This window comes from Pantoea sp. EKM101V, assembly GCF_011800325.1.
GTDB lineage: Bacteria > Pseudomonadota > Gammaproteobacteria > Enterobacterales > Enterobacteriaceae > Pantoea > Pantoea anthophila.
Genome location: NZ_JAALFP010000004.1, coordinates 133,423 through 157,710 on the forward strand (window position 1 = coordinate 133,423; position 24,288 = coordinate 157,710).

The 24,288-nt window shown below is 56.7% G+C and carries 21 protein-coding genes and 1 tRNA gene; 10 read left to right on the forward strand and 12 right to left on the reverse strand.

Features of this window, described 5'->3' with window-relative positions; all coding sequences use genetic code 11:
• The first annotated feature begins 109 nt into the window (after positions 1-109).
• From HFD92_RS08545 to ompC, 5 genes are all read left to right on the forward strand, one after another.
• Positions 110-2,008 carry an Ig-like domain-containing protein gene (locus HFD92_RS08545; RefSeq protein WP_167428761.1) on the forward strand — a complete coding sequence of 633 codons (1,899 nt, stop codon included), beginning with the start codon at positions 110-112 and terminating at the stop codon, positions 2,006-2,008.
• 303 nt (positions 2,009-2,311) lie between these two features.
• A complete protein-coding gene (locus tag HFD92_RS08550) occupies positions 2,312-3,667 on the forward strand; it encodes a TolC family outer membrane protein (protein ID WP_058957778.1) in 1,356 nt (451 codons plus the stop codon).
• A 16-nt stretch (positions 3,668-3,683) separates the two neighbouring features.
• Entirely contained in the window at positions 3,684-5,825 is a 2,142-nt protein-coding gene (locus HFD92_RS08555; RefSeq protein WP_167428762.1) for a type I secretion system permease/ATPase, read from the forward strand.
• The gene (locus HFD92_RS08560) at positions 5,822-6,991 is read left to right on the forward strand and encodes an HlyD family efflux transporter periplasmic adaptor subunit (RefSeq protein ID WP_046102252.1); all 1,170 of its coding nucleotides are present in this window, start codon (positions 5,822-5,824) and stop codon (positions 6,989-6,991) included. Before HFD92_RS08555 ends, HFD92_RS08560 begins: the two co-directional genes overlap by 4 nt.
• Before the next feature lie 598 nt (positions 6,992-7,589).
• Positions 7,590-8,708 carry a porin OmpC gene (ompC, locus tag HFD92_RS08565; RefSeq protein ID WP_167428763.1) on the forward strand — a complete coding sequence of 373 codons (1,119 nt, stop codon included), beginning with the start codon at positions 7,590-7,592 and terminating at the stop codon, positions 8,706-8,708.
• Positions 8,709-8,725: 17 nt separating this feature from the next.
• Here the strand turns inward: ompC and HFD92_RS08570 are convergent, their stop codons facing one another.
• Complete coding sequence (locus tag HFD92_RS08570; RefSeq protein ID WP_167428764.1) at positions 8,726-8,917, reverse strand: hypothetical protein; 192 nt, start codon at positions 8,915-8,917, stop codon at positions 8,726-8,728.
• Between the two features lie 152 nt (positions 8,918-9,069).
• A complete protein-coding gene (locus HFD92_RS21670) occupies positions 9,070-9,180 on the reverse strand; it encodes a hypothetical protein (RefSeq protein WP_009089087.1) in 111 nt (36 codons plus the stop codon).
• A gap of 171 nt (positions 9,181-9,351) precedes the next feature.
• Between HFD92_RS21670 and apbE the strand changes: the two genes are divergently transcribed.
• The 3 genes from apbE (at position 9,352) to HFD92_RS08585 (ending at position 12,791) form a co-directional block, all read left to right on the forward strand.
• Positions 9,352-10,401 (forward strand): FAD:protein FMN transferase ApbE, encoded by a 1,050-nt coding sequence (gene apbE / locus HFD92_RS08575; protein WP_111207485.1) that lies wholly within the window; start codon positions 9,352-9,354, stop codon positions 10,399-10,401.
• Positions 10,401-11,042: a DNA oxidative demethylase AlkB gene (gene alkB / locus HFD92_RS08580; protein ID WP_009089090.1), complete on the forward strand. Its 642-nt coding sequence runs from the start codon at positions 10,401-10,403 to the stop codon at positions 11,040-11,042. The genes apbE and alkB overlap by 1 nt, the downstream gene beginning before the upstream one ends.
• A gap of 96 nt (positions 11,043-11,138) precedes the next feature.
• Positions 11,139-12,791 carry a multidrug ABC transporter permease/ATP-binding protein gene (locus tag HFD92_RS08585; protein ID WP_167428765.1) on the forward strand — a complete coding sequence of 551 codons (1,653 nt, stop codon included), beginning with the start codon at positions 11,139-11,141 and terminating at the stop codon, positions 12,789-12,791.
• Between the two features lie 156 nt (positions 12,792-12,947).
• Here the strand turns inward: HFD92_RS08585 and HFD92_RS08590 are convergent, their stop codons facing one another.
• Entirely contained in the window at positions 12,948-13,664 is a 717-nt protein-coding gene (locus HFD92_RS08590) for a 4'-phosphopantetheinyl transferase (protein ID WP_167428766.1), read from the reverse strand.
• Between the two features lie 71 nt (positions 13,665-13,735).
• Positions 13,736-13,939 (reverse strand): hypothetical protein, encoded by a 204-nt coding sequence (locus HFD92_RS08595; protein ID WP_167428767.1) that lies wholly within the window; start codon positions 13,937-13,939, stop codon positions 13,736-13,738.
• A 486-nt stretch (positions 13,940-14,425) separates the two neighbouring features.
• Between HFD92_RS08595 and HFD92_RS08600 the strand changes: the two genes are divergently transcribed.
• The gene (locus HFD92_RS08600; RefSeq protein WP_167428768.1) at positions 14,426-14,590 is read left to right on the forward strand and encodes a hypothetical protein; all 165 of its coding nucleotides are present in this window, start codon (positions 14,426-14,428) and stop codon (positions 14,588-14,590) included.
• 755 nt (positions 14,591-15,345) lie between these two features.
• Here the strand turns inward: HFD92_RS08600 and HFD92_RS08605 are convergent.
• The 6 genes from HFD92_RS08605 to HFD92_RS08630 all read right to left on the reverse strand — a co-directional run bounded on the left by HFD92_RS08605 (position 15,346) and on the right by HFD92_RS08630 (position 20,767).
• Positions 15,346-15,813 (reverse strand): DUF6392 family protein, encoded by a 468-nt coding sequence (locus HFD92_RS08605; RefSeq protein WP_111208551.1) that lies wholly within the window; start codon positions 15,811-15,813, stop codon positions 15,346-15,348.
• The gene (locus tag HFD92_RS08610) at positions 15,810-17,510 is read right to left on the reverse strand and encodes an S-type pyocin domain-containing protein (RefSeq protein WP_167428769.1); all 1,701 of its coding nucleotides are present in this window, start codon (positions 17,508-17,510) and stop codon (positions 15,810-15,812) included. The genes HFD92_RS08605 and HFD92_RS08610 overlap by 4 nt, the downstream gene beginning before the upstream one ends.
• Positions 17,511-17,512: 2 nt before the next feature.
• The gene (locus tag HFD92_RS08615; protein WP_167428770.1) at positions 17,513-18,010 is read right to left on the reverse strand and encodes a hypothetical protein; all 498 of its coding nucleotides are present in this window, start codon (positions 18,008-18,010) and stop codon (positions 17,513-17,515) included.
• 602 nt (positions 18,011-18,612) lie between these two features.
• A tRNA-Pro gene (locus HFD92_RS08620) sits at positions 18,613-18,689 on the reverse strand.
• A 73-nt stretch (positions 18,690-18,762) separates the two neighbouring features.
• Positions 18,763-20,517 carry an LPS biosynthesis-modulating metalloenzyme YejM gene (yejM, locus tag HFD92_RS08625; protein WP_167428771.1) on the reverse strand — a complete coding sequence of 585 codons (1,755 nt, stop codon included), beginning with the start codon at positions 20,515-20,517 and terminating at the stop codon, positions 18,763-18,765.
• A gap of 22 nt (positions 20,518-20,539) precedes the next feature.
• Complete coding sequence (locus tag HFD92_RS08630) at positions 20,540-20,767, reverse strand: YejL family protein (RefSeq protein ID WP_009089108.1); 228 nt, start codon at positions 20,765-20,767, stop codon at positions 20,540-20,542.
• A 158-nt stretch (positions 20,768-20,925) separates the two neighbouring features.
• Here HFD92_RS08630 and yejK point away from each other — a divergent pair, with 158 nt between their 5' ends.
• Entirely contained in the window at positions 20,926-21,930 is a 1,005-nt protein-coding gene (gene yejK, locus HFD92_RS08635) for a nucleoid-associated protein YejK (RefSeq protein ID WP_009089109.1), read from the forward strand.
• A 118-nt stretch (positions 21,931-22,048) separates the two neighbouring features.
• Here the strand turns inward: yejK and rplY are convergent, their stop codons facing one another.
• Together rplY and HFD92_RS08645 are read right to left on the reverse strand one after the other, a co-directional pair.
• Positions 22,049-22,333, reverse strand: a complete 285-nt coding sequence (gene rplY, locus HFD92_RS08640) for a 50S ribosomal protein L25 (protein ID WP_058956726.1) — start codon at positions 22,331-22,333, stop codon at positions 22,049-22,051.
• 153 nt (positions 22,334-22,486) lie between these two features.
• Positions 22,487-24,241 carry a DEAD/DEAH box helicase gene (locus HFD92_RS08645; protein ID WP_167428772.1) on the reverse strand — a complete coding sequence of 585 codons (1,755 nt, stop codon included), beginning with the start codon at positions 24,239-24,241 and terminating at the stop codon, positions 22,487-22,489.
• Positions 24,242-24,288 lie beyond the last annotated feature (47 nt).

Here is a 24,288-nt window from a genome sequence, read left to right on the forward strand (position 1 = left end):
CGGAAACGGGCAGCTTCGGCTGACTCACTACCACGTTGTCAGAGTCAACTCTCGGGCTATCCGACGGTTTTGCTCTGCGTTTCTGATCTGTTATGAACTGAGGTGACCGATGTCAACACGCGATACGTTTCGTACCACCCGGCTCGACGCCATTTTCCAGGCGGCAGTCAGCGACTTTGCCGTCGCCGACAGCGCCGTGCCCGCTGTGCCGTCCGTGGCCACGCCGCGCCTGAACCTGCCCATAAACCCGCTGCCCGCCGAAACAGCCCCTACCCTGGCGACCGCCGACAGCGCCCGCACCGTCAGTGCGGTTGAGAGTGCGCCACCCGCAGCCCTTCGGCCCTACGAACCTGTCGCTGCCGATGGCGTGATCGCTGGCTGGGAAGCGCAAAAGCGGGTGCATCTGCGCGGCCGGGCTGAAGGCGAAGCGGGTTCGACCGTCACACTCACCTTCAACGACCAGAGCTGGTACAGCACCGTCAACAAGTGGGGCTACTGGAACGCCTCAATGCCGGCGGAGGCGCTGAAAGGGGTGCCGGATGGCAATCACACGCTGACGCTGACCCTGACCAATAAAGCAGGCCACAGCACCACGACTGAGGTGGGGTTTGGTCTCTATACTGACCGCACCCTCAGTCCGACCCTGACCATCGACACGGTCAGCGGTGACAATGCGGTGAATATCGCTGAAAGCATCTACGGTGTTGAGATCAGCGGCAGCGCAACCCACCTGCCGGTGGGGTCCGTGCTCAAATTAACCCTGGGCACGCAAACGACCACCGCCACCATGGGAAGGGATGGCAGGTGGTCTGGCACATTTTCTGAAAGCGATATGCAGGCGCTGCAGGATGGCGTCTACAGCCTGAAAGTGACCGCGACCGATCCCAACGGGAAAACCGCAACCGACTATCACGATCTGACGCTGATCACGCACCTGAGCAGCCTGCCACTCATTACGTTCGACAACGTGACGCCGGATGATGTGATCAATCTGGCGGAAACCCAGCAGGACCTGCTGCTCAGCGGCACCCTCTCGACGGTTATGCCGGGTCATCGGCTGGTGATCACCGGTGCGAATCAGAAAGATTACGCTGCCACACTGGACGAAAGCGGGCACTGGCAGGTGGTGATCCCGGCAGCAGAAGTGAACGCTTTCATCAACGTGGGTGAGATCCGCGCCTGGTCGGTCGACGGGGCCAGCAACTACACCGACGTCACGCATGTGCTGAATATCCACACCGGGTTTATTCCGGTTTACACCGAGATGAATATCGGCGGTGACATGACGCTTAACTATCAGGAGGCGCAGCACGATCTGAGCTTCTACGTTGAGGGATGCAACACCGTTGAGATCAACGGCATAACTTACCAGCCCGATAGCGGGGGAATGGTGACGCTGACTTCCGCCGAGCTGATGGCGCTGGCGGATGGCCCGGTTGCCGCCACGTTTCATCGCTGGGATCAGTATGGCAACAGCGACAGCCAGACCCAGGATGCGCTCTTTACCGTCGCTGTGCATCAGCGGCCGACGCTGACGCTGGAGACCGCCTTTGGCGATAACGTCATTGATGCCGCCGATGTGAACAGCTGGCATCTGATTCAGGGCAGTTCCAGCCATCTGCAGCCGGGCAGCCTGGTACAGCTGACGCTCGGTGACCAGCACTACAGCGCCAGTGTGAAGGCCGATGGCGGCTGGGCGCTGACCATTCTGGCCGGACAGCTGGCTCCGCTGGAGGAGGGTGACTACACGATGACGGTCAGCGGCCAGGACAGCGCCGGGAATCTGGCCACGGCCAGTCAGAGCGTGCGCGTGGCCTCCCATACGGAAAGCGCCGGCACATTGCCTGCGCAGACGGTGGATCGGCTGCTCGACAGTTTCAGCGTGACGGCGGAGCACGCGCTGGAGGCGCAGGTGTCGTCCGCGTCCGAAGGGGTGATCGTCTCTGGCATGCCCTATACCCTGGCCGATCACCTGTTACAGCATCCGGCAGCGCATCCCCTGGCCTGATGCGGAAACATTAAAAAAGGCAGGGCCTTCCGGACAGGTCTGTTCAGTCTGTCTGGAGTGGCTCAGGCTGTTAAGATGGCGTTTTTTTATGCAATCGGCAGAAAGATGAAAGATTTCATCAGTTTTTAACAGGACTCGGTGCAGAATATGATCTAATAATGTTAAGGGTTATTCAGACTCTGGCTTGTAAAACATAAATAAAATAACGCAATAAAACCTTTAAGTGCGCCGTAACGCCTTTTCTGTCTGCTTTGTTCACCAGGAAAAAAACCATGATCATAAGAACGCCTGTTGGTATGGATAATGAACAAAGCACGATTAACTTTTCTGATATGCGCCCTGAGTGGCGTGGCACTCCCGGCGGCCTGGGCCGCACCGTTACCGAAGGCTGAGTTTAACTGGCGTGCCGCGCCCAGCGAAGAGCAGATTGCCAGCTTAACGCTGCGCGACGCCATCCTCCGGGCCTTCGCCCGTAATCCAAAAATCTCGGAAGCCGCGGCACAAATCCATGTCGGTGAGGGCGATCTCGACGCCGCCCGCAGTGCCTGGTATCCGCAAATCTCACTGCAGGGCGCGGCGGGGCGTTCGCATCAGACCGACTCCGCAGGCAGCCTGAACAATAATGGCTCCGGCGGCGTCACGCTCAGTCAGCTGCTCTACGACTTTGGTCGTACCGGCAGTGCCATCGACGAGCAGCATGCCCTGTCAGATGCCTATCGTTACGGCCTGTTCGACGCAATGACCACCGTGGCGGAAGATACGCTGCAGGCCTACCTCGAAGTCAAACGCTATCAGGCGCTGGCTGAAACGGCGCACACCAATATCGCCTCACTGCAGCGGGTGCGGGATATTGCCGGACTGCGCGCCGACGCCGGACTCAACTCCCGATCCGATGTGCTGCAGGCGGAAACCCGCATCGCCGCCATGCAGGCCACGCTGGAGCAGTATCGCGCCCAGCTGCGCTCTGCCACGGCCCAGCTGACCGTGCTGACCGGCGTGGTGCCCGCCACGCTGCCGGAGCTGCCGCAGGCGCTGCTGAAACAGCAGATCACCCTCGACAAAATCGCCTATGAAAGCAGCGCTGCGGTTCGCAGCGCCCAGTCTAAACAGGAAGCAGCCCGTGAACGGGTGCGTCAGGCGCAGTCGGGTCACTGGCCGACGATCAAAGTGCAGGCGGGCCGGACCCGTTATGAAAACGATCGCCAGTCGTACTGGGATGACGAAGTGCAGCTTCAGGTGGAAGCGCCCCTCTACCAGGGGGGCATGGTGAATGCGAAAACGGCCTCAGCCGAGGGCGATCGTGAGGCGGCGCAGGCGGCCGTGCAGCAGGCCAAACTCGCCATCAATCAGAACGCCTCAACGGCCTATGCGGATATGATCGGCGCGCAGCAGCGGCAGGCTGCCGGAGAAGTACAGCTGGCCAGTGCCGATCATACCCGCGCCGTCTACGCCGACGAATATCGCCTCAGCAAGCGCAGCCTGAACGATCTCCTGAGTGTGGAGCAGGATGTATTCCAGGCCGACAGTTCGCGGATCACCGCGCTTTATGATGGCTGGGATGCCACCGTCCGCTACGCCGCCGCAGTCGACAATCTGCTGGATATCATGGGTATCGATCGCCAGCAGAGCAGCGGCGATCTTCTTCCTTCGCTGCAATAGCGATAAGGCAGTAATAATGAGTACAGCCACCCTGAACACTGAAAACTGGATTGCCGCCATGCTGCGCGTGGCCGCGCGATTCGGTAAACCGGCCGATGGCAAAACCCTGCGACAGCAGATGCGCTGGTTTGAACATCTGCCGGTGTCCCAGCAGCTGGAGCGGCTTTCCGGTCTGCTGGGACTTCATCTGACAATGGTGCCCCAGAATAAACTGCGCTGGCGTCAGGAGATCACCCCTGTGGTGCTGGTGCTGGAAAATGCCAGCGTGGCGGTGCTGGAGAGCATCGATAAAGAGGGCAGCGCGCGCTACTGGCTGAGTGAAGGCGGCGACGTGGTGCGGGAAAGCCCGTTAACTGAACTGCTGGCGCGTGCGCAGGGGGATGTGGGGGTCACGGGCGTCGCGGCGCGGGGCCGGGATGCACGCATAGATGAGTTTATCCAGCCCTATGAGTCGCACTGGTTCTGGAAAAATTTTCGTGGCATGGGACGCCGCATCACGGAGATCTCGCTGGCCTCGGTGGTCAGCAATGTTCTGGCGCTGGCCGGCATCCTCTTTTCGATGCAGGTCTACGATCGGGTGATCCCGGCGCAGTCGCAGTCGACGCTCTGGGTGCTGTTTGTCGGCGTGCTGATTGCGGCGGCTATCGAGTATCTGATCCGGCTGATGCGCACCCAGGTGTCGGACCTGATGGGCAAACGGATCGACCTGAAAGTCTCCGCCATGCTGTTTGCCCGGGCGATGAGCATCCGCAATGAGGCGCGGCCAAAATCGACCGGCTCGTTTATCTCGCAGCTGCGTGAGATTGACCAGGTGCGCGAGCTGCTGACCTCCACCACCGTGGGGGCGGCTGCCGATCTCCCCTTTGTTATTCTCTTCCTGTTTATCATGTCGTTTGTCGGCGGCTGGCTGGTTCTGATTCCGCTAGCGGCCATTCCGCTGATCGTGATCCCCGGTCTGCTGGTGCAGATCCCGATGGCGCGGCTGGCGAAAGAGGGGCTGCGTGAGGGGGCGCTGCGCAATGCGGTGCTGGTGGAGACCATCGAAGGCATTGAGGATATCAAGGCTCTGCAGGCCGAGCCCTATTTTCAGCGCCAGTGGGAACAGACGCATGAAGTCAGCGCTTCAATCAGCAATCAGCAGCGCCTCTGGGGCGCGCGTCTGACCGGCTGGGCGGCGACCGTGCAGCAGCTCACCTACGCGGGCATGCTGGTCTTTGGCGTCTACCTGGTGCTCGATTCGCAAATTACCACCGGGACCCTGGTCGCCTGTAGTCTGCTCTCCTCACGGACCATCGCCCCGCTGATGCAGCTGACGATGGTCTTCTCACGCTGGCAGCACGCCAAAATGGCGATGAAAGGGCTGGATGAGCTGCTGAAGAAGCCGCTGGATCAACCGGAAGCCAGCACGCTGGCGCACTGTCCGACGCTGACCGGCCATTACGATCTGCGCAACGTGCACTACAGCTATGACGAAGAGAATGAAAAAACGGTGCTCAGCGTGCAGCAGCTGCAGATCAAGCCGGGCGAGAAGGTGGCGATCCTCGGCAAGGTGGGGGCCGGAAAGTCGACGCTGCTGAAGATCCTGGCGGGTCAGGCACTGGCGACCCAGGGCAAGGTGATTGTCGATGGCGTCGACATCGAACGCATCGATCCCGTCGACCTGCGCCGTCAGCTCGGCTGGCTGTCACACGACTCCCGCCTCTTCTTTGGCACGCTGCGGCAGAACCTGATGCTGGGCAATCCCCACGCCAGTGAGCAGGAGATGCTGCAGGCGCTGCGCATCAGCGGCGCGCTGTCGCTGGTGCAGCAGGATGCCGCCAGCCTGGATCGCATTATCAATGAGGGGGGACGCGGACTGTCGGGCGGACAGAGACAGATGGTGATGCTGAGCCGGATGATCCTGCGTCAGCCGCAGGTGGTGTTGCTGGATGAGCCCACCGCGGCGATGGATGAACAGCTGGAGGAGCAGGTGATCCGGCAGCTGCAGGGCTGGATCAGCGGGCGAACGCTGGTGCTGGTGACTCACCGTCCGGCGCTGCTGAAAATGGTCGATCGTATTGTCGTTATGGATAACGGCCGGATTGTGGCCGATGGCCCGCGCGACGACATTCTGCGCCGCGCGACGCCGCCGTCGCCCGGTAAAGGAGGTGCCGCATGAGTCTGGTGATTGTTGATAAAGATCTTGCCCGCCATGAGCGCCGCACATCGGCGATTATCTGGCTCTGCACCGCCGCGCTGGCCCTTTTTCTCATCTGGGCGCACTTCGCCATTCTGGATGAGGTCACGGTCGGCACCGGCAAAGTCACCCCCTCCAGCCGCGCACAGGTGATCGACAGCCTGGATGGGGGCATCGTCAAGCAGCTTAACGTTCATGAGGGTGACATCGTTGAGAAAGGGCAGGTGCTGGCAACGCTCGATCCTACGCGCTTTCAGTCGAACTTCGGCGAGGCGCAGGCGAAGGTGCGCACGCTGCGCGCCTCTGCCGAGCGGCTGGAGGCGGAGCTCTCCGGCACGCCGCTGACCTTCAGCGCAGAGACCCTTAAAGAGCCGCAGCTGGTGACGCGGGAACGTCAGCTCTATGAGTCGCGACGTCGCAACCTCACCGAAACGATCAGCAATCTGCAGCAGTCGCTGCGGCTGGTGCAGGATGAGCTGCGGCTGACGGAGCCGCTGGTAGCCAAAGGCGCGGCCGGCCAGGTGGAGGTGATTCGTCTGCGCCGTCAGGTCAGCGATCTGCGCGGCAAAATCGATGAGGCGCGCAATGACTATCTGGTTCGTGCGCACGAAGAGCAGGTGAAAAACAATGCGGAACTGGATGCGCAACTGCAGGTGGCCGCTGGCAAAGAGGATCAGCTGACCCGCGCCACGCTCTACTCGCCGGTGCGCGGCATCGTCAAAGATATTCAGGTTACGACGGTGGGGGGCGTACTGGAGCCGGGTGGCAAACTGATGGAGATCGTTCCGCTGGAGGATCAGCTGCTGATTGAAACGCGCATCAACCCGCGCGATATCGCCTGGATCCGGCCTGGCCTGGCAGCCATCGTCAAGGTGACAGCCTACGACTCCTCTATCTATGGCGACCTGCCGGGTGAAGTCGAGACGGTCTCACCGGACACCCTGCAGGATGAGGTAAAACGCGATCAATATTACTACCGGGTCTACGTGCGCACCCGGAAAGCGGAGCTGACCAACAGGGCCGGGCGAAAATTCCCGATTGTGCCCGGTATGGTGGCCAACGTGGAGATCAAAACCGGTCAGAAATCGGTGATGGATTATCTGATTAAGCCCCTGAATAAAGTCAAAGAATCGCTGCGGGAGCGCTGAGACTTTTCTGAAGCCACTCTGACCGCCTGCTTAATTACGGTGATAAATTAACATGGCGGTTATTTCAGCATTCAGGCGGGAAAAGGGGGCGAAATTTACCACTCTGTGCGGTAACCGCCGGATGTTAATTTAACCCACTTAAGAAAGTTTACGCAGATATAGCGAAACGGTAAATCGCAGGCAAAAAAAAGCCGGACAAATTGTCCGGCGGGAAATAATAAGTTGTACATCTCATTCGGGGAGAATGAAGGTAATAATGGAATAAATGATGATAGCGGGGACTATTCTATTCCCAGATGAGTCATAAGTTTTATCATTCAGTGCTTCGGAATGATCTGAAATAACTTATTGATAAACAATGAATCTGAATGGGTTTAGCGATTCGTGCGGCAATTTTTATCGATCTGTGCTGGTTATTAGTTCCCCGAAATTTACATTATGAAATAACTGTTTCGACTTGTGTAACACTTTTGGAAATTTAGTAGCATTTTCCAGGTGGATTATTACCCGTTATAAAAGAACAATGGCCTGCCGGCTGAATTTTAAACATTCAGTTAGCAGTGGCAAATTATAAAGGCACATAACAGAGGGTAATAAAATGAAACGTCGCGTTCTCTCCCTGGTGATCCCTGCATTGCTGGCAGCAGCAGGATCAGCAAACGCAGCTGAAATTTATAACAAAGACGGCAACAAACTGGATCTGTTCGGTAAGGTTGACGGTCTGCACTACTTCTCTGACAACGACGGCTCTGACGGTGACAAGTCATACGTTCGTTTTGGCTTCAAAGGTGAAACGGAGATCAGCAACGAGCTGACCGGTTATGGTCAGTGGGAATATCAGGCTGCGCTGAACAACTCCGAGGATGAAGGCACCGCCGACAGCTATACCCGCGTGGGCTTTGCCGGACTGAAGTTCGGTGATGCCGGTTCATTCGACTACGGCCGTAACTACGGTGTCGCCTACGATATCGGCGCATGGACCGACGTGCTGCCAGAGTTCGGCGGGGATACCTATGGCGCTGATAACTTCATGTTCCAGCGCGGCAATGGCATGGCGACCTACCGTAACAATAACTTCTTTGGTCTGGTGGATGGCTGGAACTTTGCGGTTCAGTATCAGGGCAAAAATGATAACAACACCGAGTCGGCTGGTGGCCGCGACGTGCTGGGTGAGAATGGTGACGGCTGGGGTCTGAGCACCACCTATGATCTGGGCTCAGGTTTCGGTATCGGTGCAGCCGCATTCCAGTCCGATCGCACGAACCGCCAGAATGGCGGATCAGAGGGTATCCTGGGACGGGGTGATAAGGCGGAAGTTTACACCGGTGGTCTGAAATATGATGCCAACAACGTCTACCTGGCGGCCATGTACTCACGCTCTTACAACGCCACCCGCTTCGGCGACAGCAGTAACAGCTCTTCAGCCTACGGTTATGCCGATAAAGCGGACAACTGGGAGCTGGTTGCCCAGTATCAGTTCGACTTTGGCCTGCGTCCTTCTCTGGCCTACGTGACCTCACGCGGCACCGATGTGCAGAACTGGGGCAAACAGAACCTGAAAAAATATGTTGATGTCGGTGCGACGTACTACTTCAACAAAAACATGTCCACTTACGTTGATTACCAGATCAACCTGCTGGACGACAACGACTTCACCGACGCAGCCGGTATCAACACCGACGACGTGGTGGCACTGGGTCTGGTTTACCAGTTCTGAGTCAACAGGGAGCGCAGTTACCGCTGCGCTCCTGCGTGACCCTGCGGGCTGACCGCGTTAGCCTTGCGCCATTTTGCCGATTCCGCCACCGTGGTTTCTGGCGATACCACGCTGCCAAATCGCGCACCTTCAAAGGCTACACCCGCCAGGGTGAAAGCTGAAAAGCTCAGCCAGTGCTGCCAGGCTGCCTGCCATCCGGAATTTTTCATTCTGCACCTCTCATCAGAGATAAACACTGTTTCAACAGTGCAGAATTCATGCCAGCTTAACCGCTCTCACAGCCACAGACTTTACGCCTGCTTTGATACACTTGCTGCGCCCGACGGGAGCAGGTTGCCCCACGCCGGTGCAGTGCAGCCTGTTAATGGCGCGGCCGGGAAGGGAGCATGTGACGATGACGACGCTGATGCAGAACTTTATAGGTGCTGAAAACAAACAGCCCCAGGGCAATGGCGAGAATCAGATAGATCATCTGCTGCTCCTTTATTAAATGAATGTCGATCGCCTGATTAAAGGCGGGCAGAGGGTAGATGACGGGTCAAGTTTGAGGGGCTTAACAGAGAGATTCAACTCTCTTTAAGCGTCTTTACCAGAAGTTTATGCTTTGTAGCAGGTCGGAATAAAGTGTTACAAGTGAGGAAGGATGCGTTATCAGACTAATCTGCTGCTTACAGCAGTGCTGGCACTGTCATTAGTGGCCTGCGATAAACCTGCGGCTGAACCGGCGCTGGTGCTGGAAGGGAAAACGATGGGAACCGTCTGGCGGGTGAGCCTTGCGGGTGTCGATCAGGCGCGCAAGGCGGAACTGCAGCAGCGTATTCAGCAGCGGCTGGATGCTGACGATGCGGAACTCTCGACGTGGAAGCCGGACTCCGCGCTGTCACGCTTTAACCAAAGCCGCGATCTCACACCGCAGCCGGTGAGTGAAAACATGGCAGATATTGTCACCACCGCACTGCGGATTGGCCGTAAAACCGGTGGCGCGATGGATATCACCGTCGGCCCGCTGGTCAATCTGTGGGGCTTCGGCCCGACGAAACAGCCCGTCCACACGCCCGATGCTGCACAGATCGTGGCCGCCCGGGCGGAGACCGGTCTGCAGCATCTGCGGGTGGTGCAGGGCGCCGGGGGACAGTGGCTGCAGAAAGATCTGCCGGGGCTCTATGTTGACCTCTCAACCGTCGGCGAGGGCTTTGCGACCGATCATCTGGCGCGACTGATGGAGCAGCTCGGCATCAACAACTATCTGGTGTCGGTGGGCGGCGCGGTGCTGAGCCGCGGGCTGAATGCGCAGCAGCAGCCCTGGCGGGTGGCGATCCAGAAACCTACCGACCGCGAGAATGCCGTTCAGGCGCGCGTTGATCTGCAGGGGCACGGCATCAGCACCTCCGGCAGCTATCGCAACTATTATGAACTGGACGGCAAACGGATTTCTCATGTCATCGATCCCGTTACCGGACGGCCTATTGAGCATAAGCTGGTTTCCGCCACGGTGATTGCCACTACGGCGCTGGAAGCGGATGGCTGGGATACGGGCCTGATGGTACTCGGCACGGAGAAAGCCAAAGCGCTGGCACTCGAACAGCATCTGGCGGTCTATCTGATCAGCAAACAGGGCGATAAATTTGTCAGCTGGATGTCGCCGCAGTTTGCTGCTTTCCTGATCCCCGCTGAAACGACCGGAGAACCCTGATGTTAGATCTCTTTAGTGAAGAGCAACCCTGGCAGGAGCCGCTGGCAGAAGGCGCCGTGATCCTGCGCCGCCGCGCGCGTGAGGATGCGGAAACGCTCTATCAGCAGGTGATGGCGATTGCAGAACAGAATCCGTTTGCCCATCGCATTACGCCCGGCGGGCACCGCATGTCGGTCGCGATGACCAACTGCGGCGACTTTGGCTGGTCGGTGGATTCGCGCGGCTATCAGTATGAGCAGCAGGACAATCTTAATGGCCGCCGCTGGCCCCCGATGCCGCCCCTGTTTCGCACCCTGGCGCAACAGGCCGCCCTTGAAGCGGGCTTTCCCGGCTTCAATCCGGATGCCTGTTTACTTAATCGCTATGAACCGGGCGCAAAGCTGACGCTGCATCAGGACAAAGATGAAAAAGATATGCGCCAGCCCATTGTCTCCGTGTCGCTGGGGCTACCGGCCGTGTTTCAGTTTGGCGGCTTTGAGCGGGGCGACGCTACTCAGCGGGTGCTGCTGGAACATGGCGACATTGTGGTGTGGGGCGGGCCGTCACGCCTGCGTTATCACGGTATCCTGCCGCTCAAGCCCGGCGTGCATCCGCTGGTGGGCGCCTGGCGTTATAACCTCACGTTCCGCCGCGCCTTCTGAGCCCTAGAGCGCGGGACGGCGTGGTGAGAATAACTATTGCTATCATTCCGCATCCCATTACACTGCAGGCTGTTTTTTGACTGCTGGATTGCCTGCATGACGTTGCTACACGTTGTTTTTCGCCAGTTCCGCTGGCCTTTCATTGGGGTGATTGCCCTGACGCTGTTAAGCGCAGTGCTGGGCATCGGGATGATCGCCTTCATCAACCGCGAAATGATTGTCGCCATTAACACCTCTTTTGCGGTACTGCCGCAGTTCCTGTTGCAGCTGGTGGTGCTGATGGCGGTCACGCTCGCCTCGCAGCTGGCGCTGACGACGCTCGGCCATCAGTTTGTCTGGCGGCTGCGCGGTGAATTTATCAAACGTATTCTCGACACCCGGGTCGAGCGCATTGAGCAACTCGGCAGTGCCCAGCTGCTGGCCGGGCTGACCAGCGATGTGCGCGCCATTACGCTGGCCTTTGTGCGGCTGCCGGAGCTGTTTCAGGGCGTCATCATTACTCTCGGTTCGGCGATCTATCTCGCCTGGCTCTCTCCGGAGATGTTACTGGTGACCAGTCTCTGGATGGCCGTCACGCTGGTGGGCGGCTGGCTGCTGGTCTCGCGGGTCTATCAGCATATGGCGAAGCTGCGGGACATCGAAGATAGCCTCTATCGCGATTACCAGACGGTAATAGAGGGGCGTAAAGAGCTGCAGCTTAACCGGTCGCGCGCTCAGCAGGTCTACGACACGGTTTATCAGGAAGATGCCCGCGCCTGGCGTCATCATATTGTGCGGGCCGACACCTATCATCTCAGTGCGGTTAACTGGTCGAACATCATGACCTTAGGCGCTATCGGCATCGTCTTTTTTATGGCCAACAGCCTGGGCTGGGCTGACACGGCCGTCGCCGCGACCTTCTCTCTGACGCTGCTGTTTCTGCGCACGCCGCTGCTCTCGGCGGTCGGCGCGCTGCCTACGCTGCTCAGCGCGCAGGTGGCGTTCCGTAAGCTTAACGCTTTCGATCTCGCTCCCTATCAGGCCGGCTTCCACGCGCCAGCCGCTACCGCGGCGTGGCAGACGCTGGAGTTACGTGATGTCTCCTTCCACTACGGTGACAACGGCTTTAAGGTCGGGCCGATCAACCTGACGCTGCGCCGGGGAGAGCTGGTCTTTCTGATTGGCGGTAACGGCAGCGGGAAATCGACGCTGGCGATGCTGCTGACCGGGCTTTATCAGCCACAGTCCGGCACGCTGCTGCTGGATGGCCAGCCGATCACGGCAGATGAACTTGATCGCTGGCGCAGTCAGTTCTCGGCGGTCTTTACCGATCTGCACCTGTTTGATCGGCTCATCGGGCGGGAAGGGGTTCCGGCCAATCCGGCGCTGGTTCAGCAGTGGCTGGAGAGGCTGAAAATGCAGGATAAGCTGAAACTTGCCGGCAATAAGGTGCTGAACCTCCGGCTGTCCAAAGGACAGAGCAAGCGCCTGGCACTGCTGCTGGCGGTGGCAGAGGAGCGGGATGTGCTGCTGCTGGATGAGTGGGCGGCCGATCAGGACCCCCATTTCCGTCGCATCTTTTATCGTGAGCTGCTGCCGTGGCTGCAGGAGGCGGGCAAAACGGTATTTGCTATCAGCCATGACGATCACTATTTCATTCACGCTGACCGGCTGCTGGAGATGCGCGAAGGGCAGTTAACGGAGCTGACCGGTAATGAGCGCGACCTCGCCACGCTCGACTCGGTAAAACGCACCGACACCGGCCTTTAGCGGCAGATGGCAAAACTTAGCAAAAAAGCGTATTGGCAGGCCGCGCCTGAAAGCGGTTACTGTAGCGGACAGCAGAAACAGCGGTTTCTGCGATCCTGAAACTTCTTCTTTCGTCTGTGTTTACCCCCGGCTAAGCTGCGTTGTTTAGCCGGTTTTTTAAACCGGATGCACCACCTGCGTTATCACCAGATTCTCTCGCCACAAAAATGTCGCCTGTAATAATGTGCTCGCCGGAAATTGCTCGCTGAAGTGCTGAGTCAGCCGCAGCGTGGCGCGCTGTCGGGCACAATCCACCGACATTAGCGCCGCCTGAAGAAAGTCCATCGGCTGATGCAGTTGGGGCCAGAGTGCCTTGTAAACACTCTCTTTCAGGGAGAACAGCAGGGTCGCGGCGGCACTGAAGCTGACCGGCAGCGACCGCAGCAGTTGCTGCTCCCCCGCATTCATCAGCAGCCCGGCCATGTCGTTCGCCGTCATCTCCGGCATGATCTGTTCAACATCGACCCCGACAGCGCAGGACTGACGCGTTGCCGCGACGACCACAACACCCGCGCTGTGTGACAGCGACGCCTGGATACCCGCTGGCCAGCAGGGAGAGCGATCGGGGGCATTGTTCAGGATAAAATCAGGGATGCCCAGTTCTGCCATGACCGACCTTACCAGCATCCGGCTGGCCAGGTATTCGGCACGACGTTTGCTGACGGCCTGTTGCAGGCGGGCAGGCAGCGTGATGCCCCAGGCAGCAGCCAGTGCCTCATCGTAAGCGTGCGGATTAAAGTGACTCACCGCCAGCAGCGGATCGCTGTGGCTCAGGTGCGAGGAGAGAATAAAGCCGCCTGCAACAGGCGGCAGCGGCAGGTCGGGATAGCGCATGCGGAACCATGATGGATGCCAAAACGGCATTAAATCAGGTGCATGCAAACAGGGCAAGCAGCCTGCCGGGATCAGTCGTTGGGCGGGATGGCAAAACTCTTCAGAGAAACAACAAAATGGTGATGACCTTTGCTGATACGCGCGCCGCGGTCGCACCAGTGGCTTGCCAGGCGAAAGAAATCGTCGCTGTCGATGTCATACGCCAGTTCCACTTTGCTGATGCCTGAGTGCAATAACGTTTCTGCATCTTTCAGGCTCTTTGCTTTAATCGCCATACACATTATCCGTCAGTTTCAGGGAAATTCAGGGTAAGGCGTTTCTGTGACATTTTTGTTTCAGTTTGATGAAAAAGCGTAGCGGGAGGTGATTTCTGTGAAGCGGATCCACCTCTGCTACGAGCCATAACTGACTGATTGCAGAGATAATGTTAACGGCTGGCAGGATTAATCTGAATATACGAACAGGAACTACGCTGTCAGAAAAAGGCCGCGTCACGCGCGGCCCTGGTGGGTTACTTCTGGTCTGGCGGGGAAGGTTGCTTATCGCCTGACTCAGGTGCTTCTGTTGGATCGTCTTTTTCAATAAAGGTCATAAACTCTCCTCTTGTTACCCACAGGCTGTTAAGTATAGATCGGATTGGCGGGGACGCGAGGAAAGGGGGATTTGATCAAGTCGGCGGCATGAAGCGGCAGGTTTCCTCTCAGGCCAGGCCCGGTTGTTGTGGAAGGAGTAATGTATAACGTCTGGTATGGAGCTCAGAAATGCTAACGGAAAATCAGGCAATTGAAATAGCGAAAGAATATGCGCTGGAAACAGGCTCCGGATGGGATGACCGTTTTCACGAGGTTGAAAACGCTTTTTTAGACGGTCAATCTGTCTGCGTTGTTTCCACCTCAGACTTAACATATTCTGAAGAACTTCCCTGAATGATGGAAAATATGCCTAATCCAGTGAGATATTACATAGATATGTCCCGCGGTAAGTGTATCGCAGTGGGAGGCAGAGGAGGTGCAATTGTTCGCTTAGACGAGTAAGAATGTGGCGCATGATTCAGAGAGGAGGGGTATCAATTGGACTTGCACAGTAAGGGCCATAAAGAAAAAGGGCCAGTCTTGCCACGGGAGGGTTTAAATCAGCATTGTAACTATGCTGCCTCTATACCTTCTGGAGTCATACCCAAATATCCTGATCGACCAGCATAAGTAAGCTGGTGGACCAGGGTTCAGCTTGTTCATATTTTTCCTCCGGAAATCTGCCGGATTAAGTTATCAGAATGAAAAATTTTTCCAGCTATGAAATCAGTGAGTAGTTTCTATCAGGTAAAAATATGGATGAGCCATATATTCGTACTGATGATGCAAAAACCATCATTGATAGGATATTAATAAATGGCAATGATTTTTTTCTACTCAGGATTTATCATCAGGTATGCTCGTAAATGCGCCTGATGATGTTCACTAAAGTAACTGTGCTTGGTTTATCGCAATAATTTATCAAGTTCCACGCTTTTCTTTTTACTCTCGCATATTAATTGGCTGTAAATGGTCCTTTTTTTTCCTGCTGGCCTATGTAATCAGCCAATATAAAGTTGCACTTTTCAGTTCAGAAAGTGAACCTGATTATTTGAAAAAAAAACCGCCGCTTATCACATGTTTTTGGCAGTTAATTGTAGTTTTATAATTTACCAGCGTAGCTCTGACGTTGGAATGAAGGCGACAGATCTGACGTTATCCATAACATCATAGCTGATCTGCATACTGATGGGTAAAGTATATCCTTCTCCTTCGTAAAGATCAGTCCATCCAAAGGCTCTTTTCATAATGACTTTTGGTGGTGCGCTTCTTAATGGAACGCCAAGATTTTCATGCACCCACTGCCGGGACATGTTTTTCTGTAATGGTGACGGCAGTTCATTTGGGAAAACCCAATTACTTACTTTGTCATGCTGAATCCTTAAGACAACGGTCTGTAAAATCCGCCCATCTCGCTTGAAAGATAAATAAACTCCCTCTTTAGCCATATCTAAACTGATTTCGGAGTCACCTGAAAAGCCAGTCGGCGGGGTTTTATAGGGAACAAGATTTGCGGCAAGCAAATCATTATATGATTTTCCAAGGCTATGTATCAACGCTTCTACGTTCACAGTCATTTGTACAATCCCATATCGCTGTTTAACTTGTGTATTTTTGTTCTTGCAGTCTCTATCTGAGCCTCGGTAGCACCCTGATTTATTAACGCGGGTTTAATGGCTTCCAGATTACGATCCACTGCTGCCCGCAAATCTAAAACATCCCTTTTAATCTGCGCCGCATCGTTACGTGTGTTACGTCCACCATAAGTTTCACTAAGTTTCTGATGAATATCTTTGGGAATAATAATTGCAGCCACATTTTGAACAGCCACATCAATATCGTCTGGTAGCATTTCAGGCGCATTAGCCTTTAGATACTCACGAACTGCTGCCGCCGATGGCATATGGTCTGCCTCATATTTCCCCTGCCGTGACCGCCGTGTAAAATCACTGTATAGCTCAACCTCCAGAAATTCTACCGGTGGTTTACTCAGATAGATATAAATCGGCGGAATATCCGGATGCGGAAGGATAAGGATGTAATCCGCGAAGCTCTTCTTTTCCGGGGCCGGTGACGTGGTGGACGTAATGCCGGTACTCTCCGGCAGCGGGTCAACGATTACCGGGTTCGGCAGCACCGGCCGCTTCTGGTTGCCGGTGTGTGACGGCGTGTTTACACCGGCATTATCCGGCGTCCAGATGATGGTGATTCGCGGCTCTTCCGTGGTCGTGAACGAGTAAGCCTGATAGCGGCTGTCCCACGACATTTTGCGCACCCGCACTTTATCCCTGCCCGGTGGCGTGTGCCAGCCGTGCGGCACCGGGTTGCCACTGCTGTCATTTTCCCAGGTATAACGCACGCGGCTCGGGGCTTCGCTCAGCGATTCCATTCTCCGCCGGTCAAGGTAATCCTGCTCACCGTCGTTGAGCCTTCCGGGCATCATCCCCAGCAATACCCCGGCGACTGAGGCACCGGCACCGGCGGTGGCAATCTCAGCGCCGCGAATGGCCCAGGTTCCGTAAGTCAGGGAACGCCCGGCAAGCTGCTCCAGCACACCCGCTCCGGCTGTCGCTGCCTGTGCCCGCGATGCGGCGGCGGCCGTCGCTACCGCCGCCTGATAGTCCATTTCTTCGTAATTGCCGTTCCACCACTTCCAGAGTGCGCTGCGCTTTTTCGGCTTCGGGATATCCTGTGGTCCTGCGGGCTTCTTCTTCGCCGTCTGGGCGTGCTGCGGAGCATCAGTTTCCGCCGGTGGCAGCGCCCGGAAAAAGCACATGTCAGTAAAGTTGGTGTGGGGTTCGCTCTGCTCTCCGGCATCGTTGCAGCCGTCACCCCGGAGGCAGGATTTCGCAAATACCCGGTTACGCTCCCGCTCATCTGCCCGTCGCTGCGCTGCGGCTTCCTGCTCAGCCTTCAGAGCAGCCAGCATCGCCACATGTTTTTCCTGTGCTATCTGCTCAGGAGAGGGGCCGGAACCCAGCCATTGATCTTTCGGGGCAATAATCCGGTTACTGCCTGGCGGGCAGCCACACCGCACGACAGAGCGATCAACCGCCGCCGCGACGCCGTGCCAGACAGAGTGCGATTCACCGTCAACAATTACCCCATGTTCACCGCACTTCGGACAGGCCGTCGTCGGGTCGCCCACCCGGACAACGGCGCGACCGTGCTCAGTACAGTTCGGCAGGGTGGATAAAATGGTTGCGCCCGTTGTTGTTCTGTCGCCGTGGAGTGCCAGCCCGCGCCCGTAACAGTCAGTCCGGTAGCCACCCATCTTTATTTCTGACCGGCTGTCAGAAAGTCTTCGGGCACCGGTACACCTTTGCGGCCCACCAGCATTCCCTCTGACTGCGGCGTACTGATGATGACGTCACCGTTATCCAGCTCACTGCCAACCAGCGCAACCCCCCGTTCTTTATAAGTATGCCTGCTCCCGGCACTGCTGATAATCCGTGCTGTATTCCCGTCCGGATAGCTTACCGTACAGCCTTCAGTCAGTACGCTGACCCGCTGGCCATTACTGAGGCGATACTTGTATCCCTGATTAGGGGCAGCATTAAACTCAACGCCTGTACCACCGCGCCGGGTCAGACAGCCCGCCACCGCCAGCCGGTAAATGGCGTTAACCGGATGCTGACGACAAAAAGCTGCCTGCTCAGCCACCAGCGCCCGTGCTTCACTGCTCATCTCAGCCAGCTGCTCTGCCGTAAAGGGGGACTGATCCATTGCGGCCAGAAGGGCCGGAGTAAGTTCGTTGGTAAACTGAAGCGTCATTTTAAAATCCTTTTATAAGCCGGAGTGGTTTTCCGTTTCATGCCGCAGCCAATCCAGGCGGAATGATGAACGTGAAAAAAATATTTTCACGCCTGATTAACTAGGCGATCTGACGCAGCGGCGTGCTGATCTTAATCAAGAAGTCGGCGGAGGCAGACGGGGGAGGTTCATGACAGGAACGATGAATTTATTATTTCAGGGCGGGGTGTGATGCAGTTTTCAGTCCGGTTCAGTATGTGTTGAATGAGACAAAACGGGCTATTGAGTCAGAACTGATAAAGCATTGCTGCGTTTCTTTTATCCTGACTGCCTCAGATGACCGGCGGCCGGATTCAGTGCATATCAGCATTCCGGCTGATTATCCTTGCGGCGTGATTCGCTGTCAGGTATCTCCGGATTCCCTCGCGCCTTATTGGGGAATTAATGGTTATAAACCGGAATTCGGGACAATTTTTAAACCTTAAAATTGTACGTTTACTTGTGTCTTATCTTTAATTGTTCAATTCTGCTAACTACAGACAATAAAAAACCCGCAAACTCAGAGAGAATGCGGGTTTTTTATCGGGTTTCCGTCAGTAACTGATACTGACAGAATATGTATTTGGTCGGCACGAGAGGATTTGAACCTCCGACCCCGGACACCCCATGACCGTGCGCTACCAGGCTGCGCTACGTGCCGAACACTGGAGGATTAGTCTACTGGTTATCGGCATGAATGCAAGACACCAGCTGACTATTTGCCTGATAATTAATCAGTTAGCGATAAATCGCTTCTCCTCAGTTAATACCTGCAACAGCAACGTCAGTTCCGGCTTGTGATCTTTCAGCGCATTGCCCGCGGCATCATAAGCGCGATAGCTGCCGTTGTTGTTGAGCACCAGCGTCACCTGCGGCGTAGTGATCACCAGTTTGTTCTCTTCGCTGCTGGCGACCCAGTCATGGCGACGACGTGCGGCAAACAGATCTTCACCCTGCGAATAGTTCACCGGATTGGTTCGCACATGCAGCAGGCGCTGCATCAGCGTCGTCATCACATCCTGATGATCAGAGAGACGATCAACGATCTGCGCGGGCGTATCAGGCCAGTGAATCACTAATGGCACCTGCAATGTCTGGCGATTGCCTGCGCTGTCAGGGTTACCCTCCAGCGCCAGACCGCGCTGCGCGGTGATCACCACCACTGTATTCTTCAGCAAATCACGCGCCTGCAGGCTGCTCAGAACGGCATGAATCTGCTGATCGACGGCGGGTGCCTGACGCAGATAACTGCGCTGACGGGCTTTGGCGCTGTCGCCGGTGACGTCAGGGCCGTTCAGCGCGATCCAGGAGAACCAGGGCGCCTGGGAACCTGTCTGCTTCTCCAGCCAGTTCTGCCATTGCGCCACGGTGCTGGCGTTCGGCTGGCTGGTCATCGCCGGCAGTGAATAGTCGGTCAGCAGCGCCTGTCGGTAGAGCGGCGGATTAAAGCCCTCAGAGGAGAACAGGCCAAACTGATAACCCTGCGTGCTCAGCGCGCCCAGCAGGGCAGACGGCGTACGGGATGCCAGAATACCGTTCATGTAGCTGGAGGAGATGCCGTAGAAGAGGCCAAACAACCCTTTCTCCGGGGTATCTCCGGCGCTGTAGTGCTGCGTAAAACGCACGTTTTCGCTGGCAAACTGATTGAGTTGCGGCAGCGCACTGGCCATGGTGGCGTTATTCAGGCCATCCACGGTCAGCACCAGCAGGTTATTGCGTGTACCGCCATCGCGGAAGGTAATGTCGCTCAGCGGATATTCCACCGCCAGCGCTTCCGGGTCGCCCTGCTGAACCAGGCGACGCTGATACTCCTGCGCATCCAGCAGACCGTGACGCTCCAGGAAACGGCGGGCGGTCATCGGATAGGAGAGCGGCAGGTTAGCGCGCTGCATAGTTATCGGGCGATAGAAGTTGGCATCAGCCCAGATATACATCAGGTGGCTGGCAAAGAAGGCGCTGATAAACAGGGCCGCGAGCGGCTTACCAAATGAACGGCGATTCAAACTGCGCAGTTTCTGCCAGCTCCAGGTCGCAAAGAGCATCTCGACCAGAAAAATCAGCGGCACGCTGATAAACATCAGCTGCCAGTCGCGCGCCATCTCGCTCTGATCGGGGTTAATCACCAGCTCCCACACCACCGGGTTCAGGTGAAGGTGGAAGCGGCTGAACACCGCGCTGTCGACCATGACCAGCGTCAGACCTGCGGTGGCGACCACCGCGGACACTACCCGCATCAGCCGTTGCGACATCACCACAAACGTCAGCGGGAAGATGATCAGCAGATAGGCGGCAAAAACGATAAAACTGAAGTGGCCAACCCAGCTGGTATAGGCGTAGATACGCCCCGCCAGTGAAGAAGGCCAGTCGGCGACCAACAGGTAGCGACTGCCTAAAATCAGCGCGAATAAGATATTAAACAGAGCAAACCAGTGCCCCCAGCTAATCATCTGGGAGACTTTTTCGCGGTAGCGCTGCCGGTTGGTTACCATATTATGAAATCAAATCAGCCAATTAGTGAGCGTTGTCGTCACGCACTGACGCCTGCAGGGCATCGGCGAAAGATCGGGCCAGAGAGCGACGCTGCGCCGGGGCAACATCGCTGTTAATCAGGTTGGTCACCATATTGCCCAGGACCATCAGGGAGAGGTCGGTGGGGGCCTTATCCTTCTGCAGGATTTGGGCCATTTCCGCGAGGAGTTGTTCCACGCGTTCGTCGCTGTAACGGGATGATTGTGGCATAAGGTCGTCTGAGCTCATTTCAAAAGGCGATATAGTACCGGAACAGCGTAATTTTTTCCGCAATTTTATCGAAAGTACCGCGTCCGCTTTACGTATGGAGTTGAAAGCCGATGCCGGCGGTGTTTGAATACGCGCCTGAGCTAAAAGGAGAGTCTACCATGAGTCTGGATATCGACCAGATTGCCCTGCATCAGTTGATCAAACGCGATGAAAACCAGCTTGAGCTGGCGCTGCGCGATTCGCTGCTGCCTGCCACCAACACGGTTAACGCGATGGTGGAGGAGTTACACCGGGTTTACAGCGCAAAAAGCAAAGCCTACGGCCTGTTTAATGCAGAAAGTGAACTGGCAGAAGCGCTGCGTAATTGTCGTAAGGGCAACGATGATTTTCTCGCCTTTAGCCGTGCCGCCACCGGCCGTCTGCGTGACGAACTGGCGAAATATCCGTTCGCCGAAAGCGGCGTGGTGCTGTTTATTCACTACCGCTATCTGGCCGTAGACTATCTGCTGATCGCCGTGCTGAACAGCCAGTCCAGCATGCGCGTCAACGAGCAGATGGATATCAGCAGCACCCACTATCTCGACATCAACCATGCGGATATCGTCGCGCGCATCGATTTAACCGAATGGGAAACCAACCCGGAATCGACCCGCTATCTGACCTTCCTGCGCGGCCGCGTCGGACGTAAAGTGGCTGACTTCTTCATGGACTTCCTCGGTGCCGAAGTGGGATTAGACACCAAGGCGCAGAACCGGGGACTGTTGCAGGCGGTGGATGACTACTGCAACGAATCCGGGCTGGATAAGCAGGAGCGGCAGAACTATCGCCAGCAGGTCTACAGCTACTGCAACGAGCAGCTGCAGGCGGGCGAAGAGATTGCGCTGGAAGATCTGTCAGGCGAACTGCCACCGGTGGGTGAAAAAACCTTTCAGGCCTTTACCCAGGAGCAGGGCTACGAACTTGAGGAGAGCTTCCCGGCAGATCGCAGCACGCTGCGCCAGCTGACGAAGTTTGCCGGCAGCGGCGGGGGACTGACCCTGAACTTCGACGCCATGTTACTGGGCGAGCGTATTTTCTGGGACCCGGCAACGGACACCCTGACAATCAAAGGCACGCCACCCAATCTGCGTGACCAGCTACAGCGCCGCACCAGCAGCAAATAAAAAAGCCGGGCTCAGCCCGGCTTTTTTGACGCTGCGCGGTGATAACCTTTGGCAGCGACAGACAAAATAAAAGGGCCGGTTTCGCAACCGGCCCTTCTACGTTCAACAAGGCTCGCGATTACGCGCGAACGAAGTCGATGTGAAACAGTTTTGGCTTGAACGGGTGACGCTGAACAGCCTGAACTTTCACTTTGGTTTCTTTACCGTCAACAACCAGGGTCAGCACTTCTTCGTAGAAACCTGGTTTTACCTGCAGGTTCATTACGGAGTCGTGATCCAGGTCGATGGCAACAGCCGCTTCAGAACCACCGTAGATGATGGCCGGGAAACGGTTTGCTGTACGCAGGCGGCGGCTCGCACCCTTACCCTGCTCTTTACGTTCTACTGCATTGATAGTGAACATTAATACGTCTCTTTATTTAATTCCTGCTACAGGCGACCCAGTAACAGGCAGGTTATTCAATTCCGCTGATGCACATGCAAAAGCGGGCGGCAGTATAGCGGTTATCCCTGCCGGGAGCAAACGATATAGCCGCCTGCCAGCGGCGCATCCGCGTCAGCGCAGCTCATTCGCGCGGCGGTAGCGGCCCTGATAATCAAACATCTTTTCACGGATCTGCCAGAACTGGCCTTTGGCCCTGGCCACCACAAAATCGGGATGGCGCAACAGCGGCTGCAGCGCCAGCACGTCGGCGGCGGTCTGCCAGCCAAGCGGTACGCCGGGTGCGCGCTGATGCGGACGCATAAAGAGCTGCTCAAACGCTTTCCGCTGCGCGGGCGTCTGCAGCCGGAAACGTTCGCTGACGCTGGTGCCATCCTCATCATGGTAGGTCGCTTTGAGCCACTCACCTTTGGCATCCGATCCCTGTTCCAGCGTCATGCCGCCACAGCGCAGCACCAGTGCATCCTTGAGTTTCAGCGCCGCTTTGAGCATATCGTCGGGATCGACCAGCACTTTATCGCACTCGTGACAGCGTCGGGCGGCGATATCATTTTCCGCGCCGCAGTCGGGACAGCTTTTAAAGCGGAAACGATAGTCGCACTGTTCGCGTTCTCCCTCATCATCTTCCAGCACCCCCTGGCAGCGCCGGCCAAAATGTTCGATGACCATGCCATCTTCGGTCGCCTTGCCCCAGAAGGTGTTAGCAAAGCCGCAGGCGGGGCAGAAAACCTGCACCGGCTGATTGTCGCTGGCCCCTTTCGGCGCGCCGACTTCCGGCGTGAAGAGGTCGTGGGGATTACCGGCATAATCCAGGATCAGGCAGTCGCGCTTACCGGGCGAGAGCCGCAGGCCGCGGCCGACGATTTGCTGATAGAGGCTGACCGACTCGGTCGGGCGCAGTATCGCAATCAGGTCAACGTGCGGCGCATCAAAGCCGGTAGTCAGTACCGCTACGTTCACCAGGAATTTCAGCTGCTGCGCTTTAAACGCCAGGATCAGGGCATCACGCTCGCGGGCGGGCGTTTCGGCGGAGACCAGCGCGCTGTTTTCGGGCAGCAGCTGCAGGATTTCACGCGCATGATCCACGGTGGAAGCGAAAATCATCACCCCCAGCCGATCCTCAGCGAACTCCACAATCTGACGAATGATATGGGGCGTTACGCGCTGCTGCTGTTTCAGTTCGCGATTCAGATCGGCTTCGCTGAACAGGCCGTTCGACTGCGCCGTGAGACGACTGAAGTCATATTGTACCACCGGCATATCCAGCCGCTCCGGCGGCACCAGGAACTGATGCTTGATCATGTAACGCAGCGGCAGTTCATAGATGCAGTCGCGGAACAGCGATTTCTCGTCGCCCCGCACCATGCCGTGATAGTGAAACTGATAGATCCAGCCTTTGCCCAGCCGGAACGGCGTGGCAGTCAGGCCAAGTAAACGGAGCTGAGGATTGTGCTGGCGCAGATGACTGAAGATCTGCTGATACTGGCTCTCTTTGTCATCGCCGATGCGATGGCACTCGTCGACAATCACCAGTGAAAAGGCGCTGTCGAACTGTTCGAGGTTACGCGCGATGGACTGCACGCTGCCAAACACCACTTTGCGCTGGCTCTCTTTACGCTGCAGTCCGGCGGCAAAGATATCCGCCTCCAGCCCGTACGCTTCATATTTGCTGTGGTTCTGTGCCACCAGCTCTTTGACGTGCGCCAGCACCAGCACCCGGCCACGTGCCAGCCGTGCCAGCTCGGCGATCACCAGGCTCTTCCCGGCGCCGGTGGGCAGTACGATCACTGCAGGTTCCTGATGACGACGGAAATGCGCAACGGTGGCATTCACCGCATCCTGCTGATAGGGGCGTAAGGTAAAAGACATGGCGCTCACTTTTGCAAAACTGGCGGCAATTATGCCATGAAAGTCCG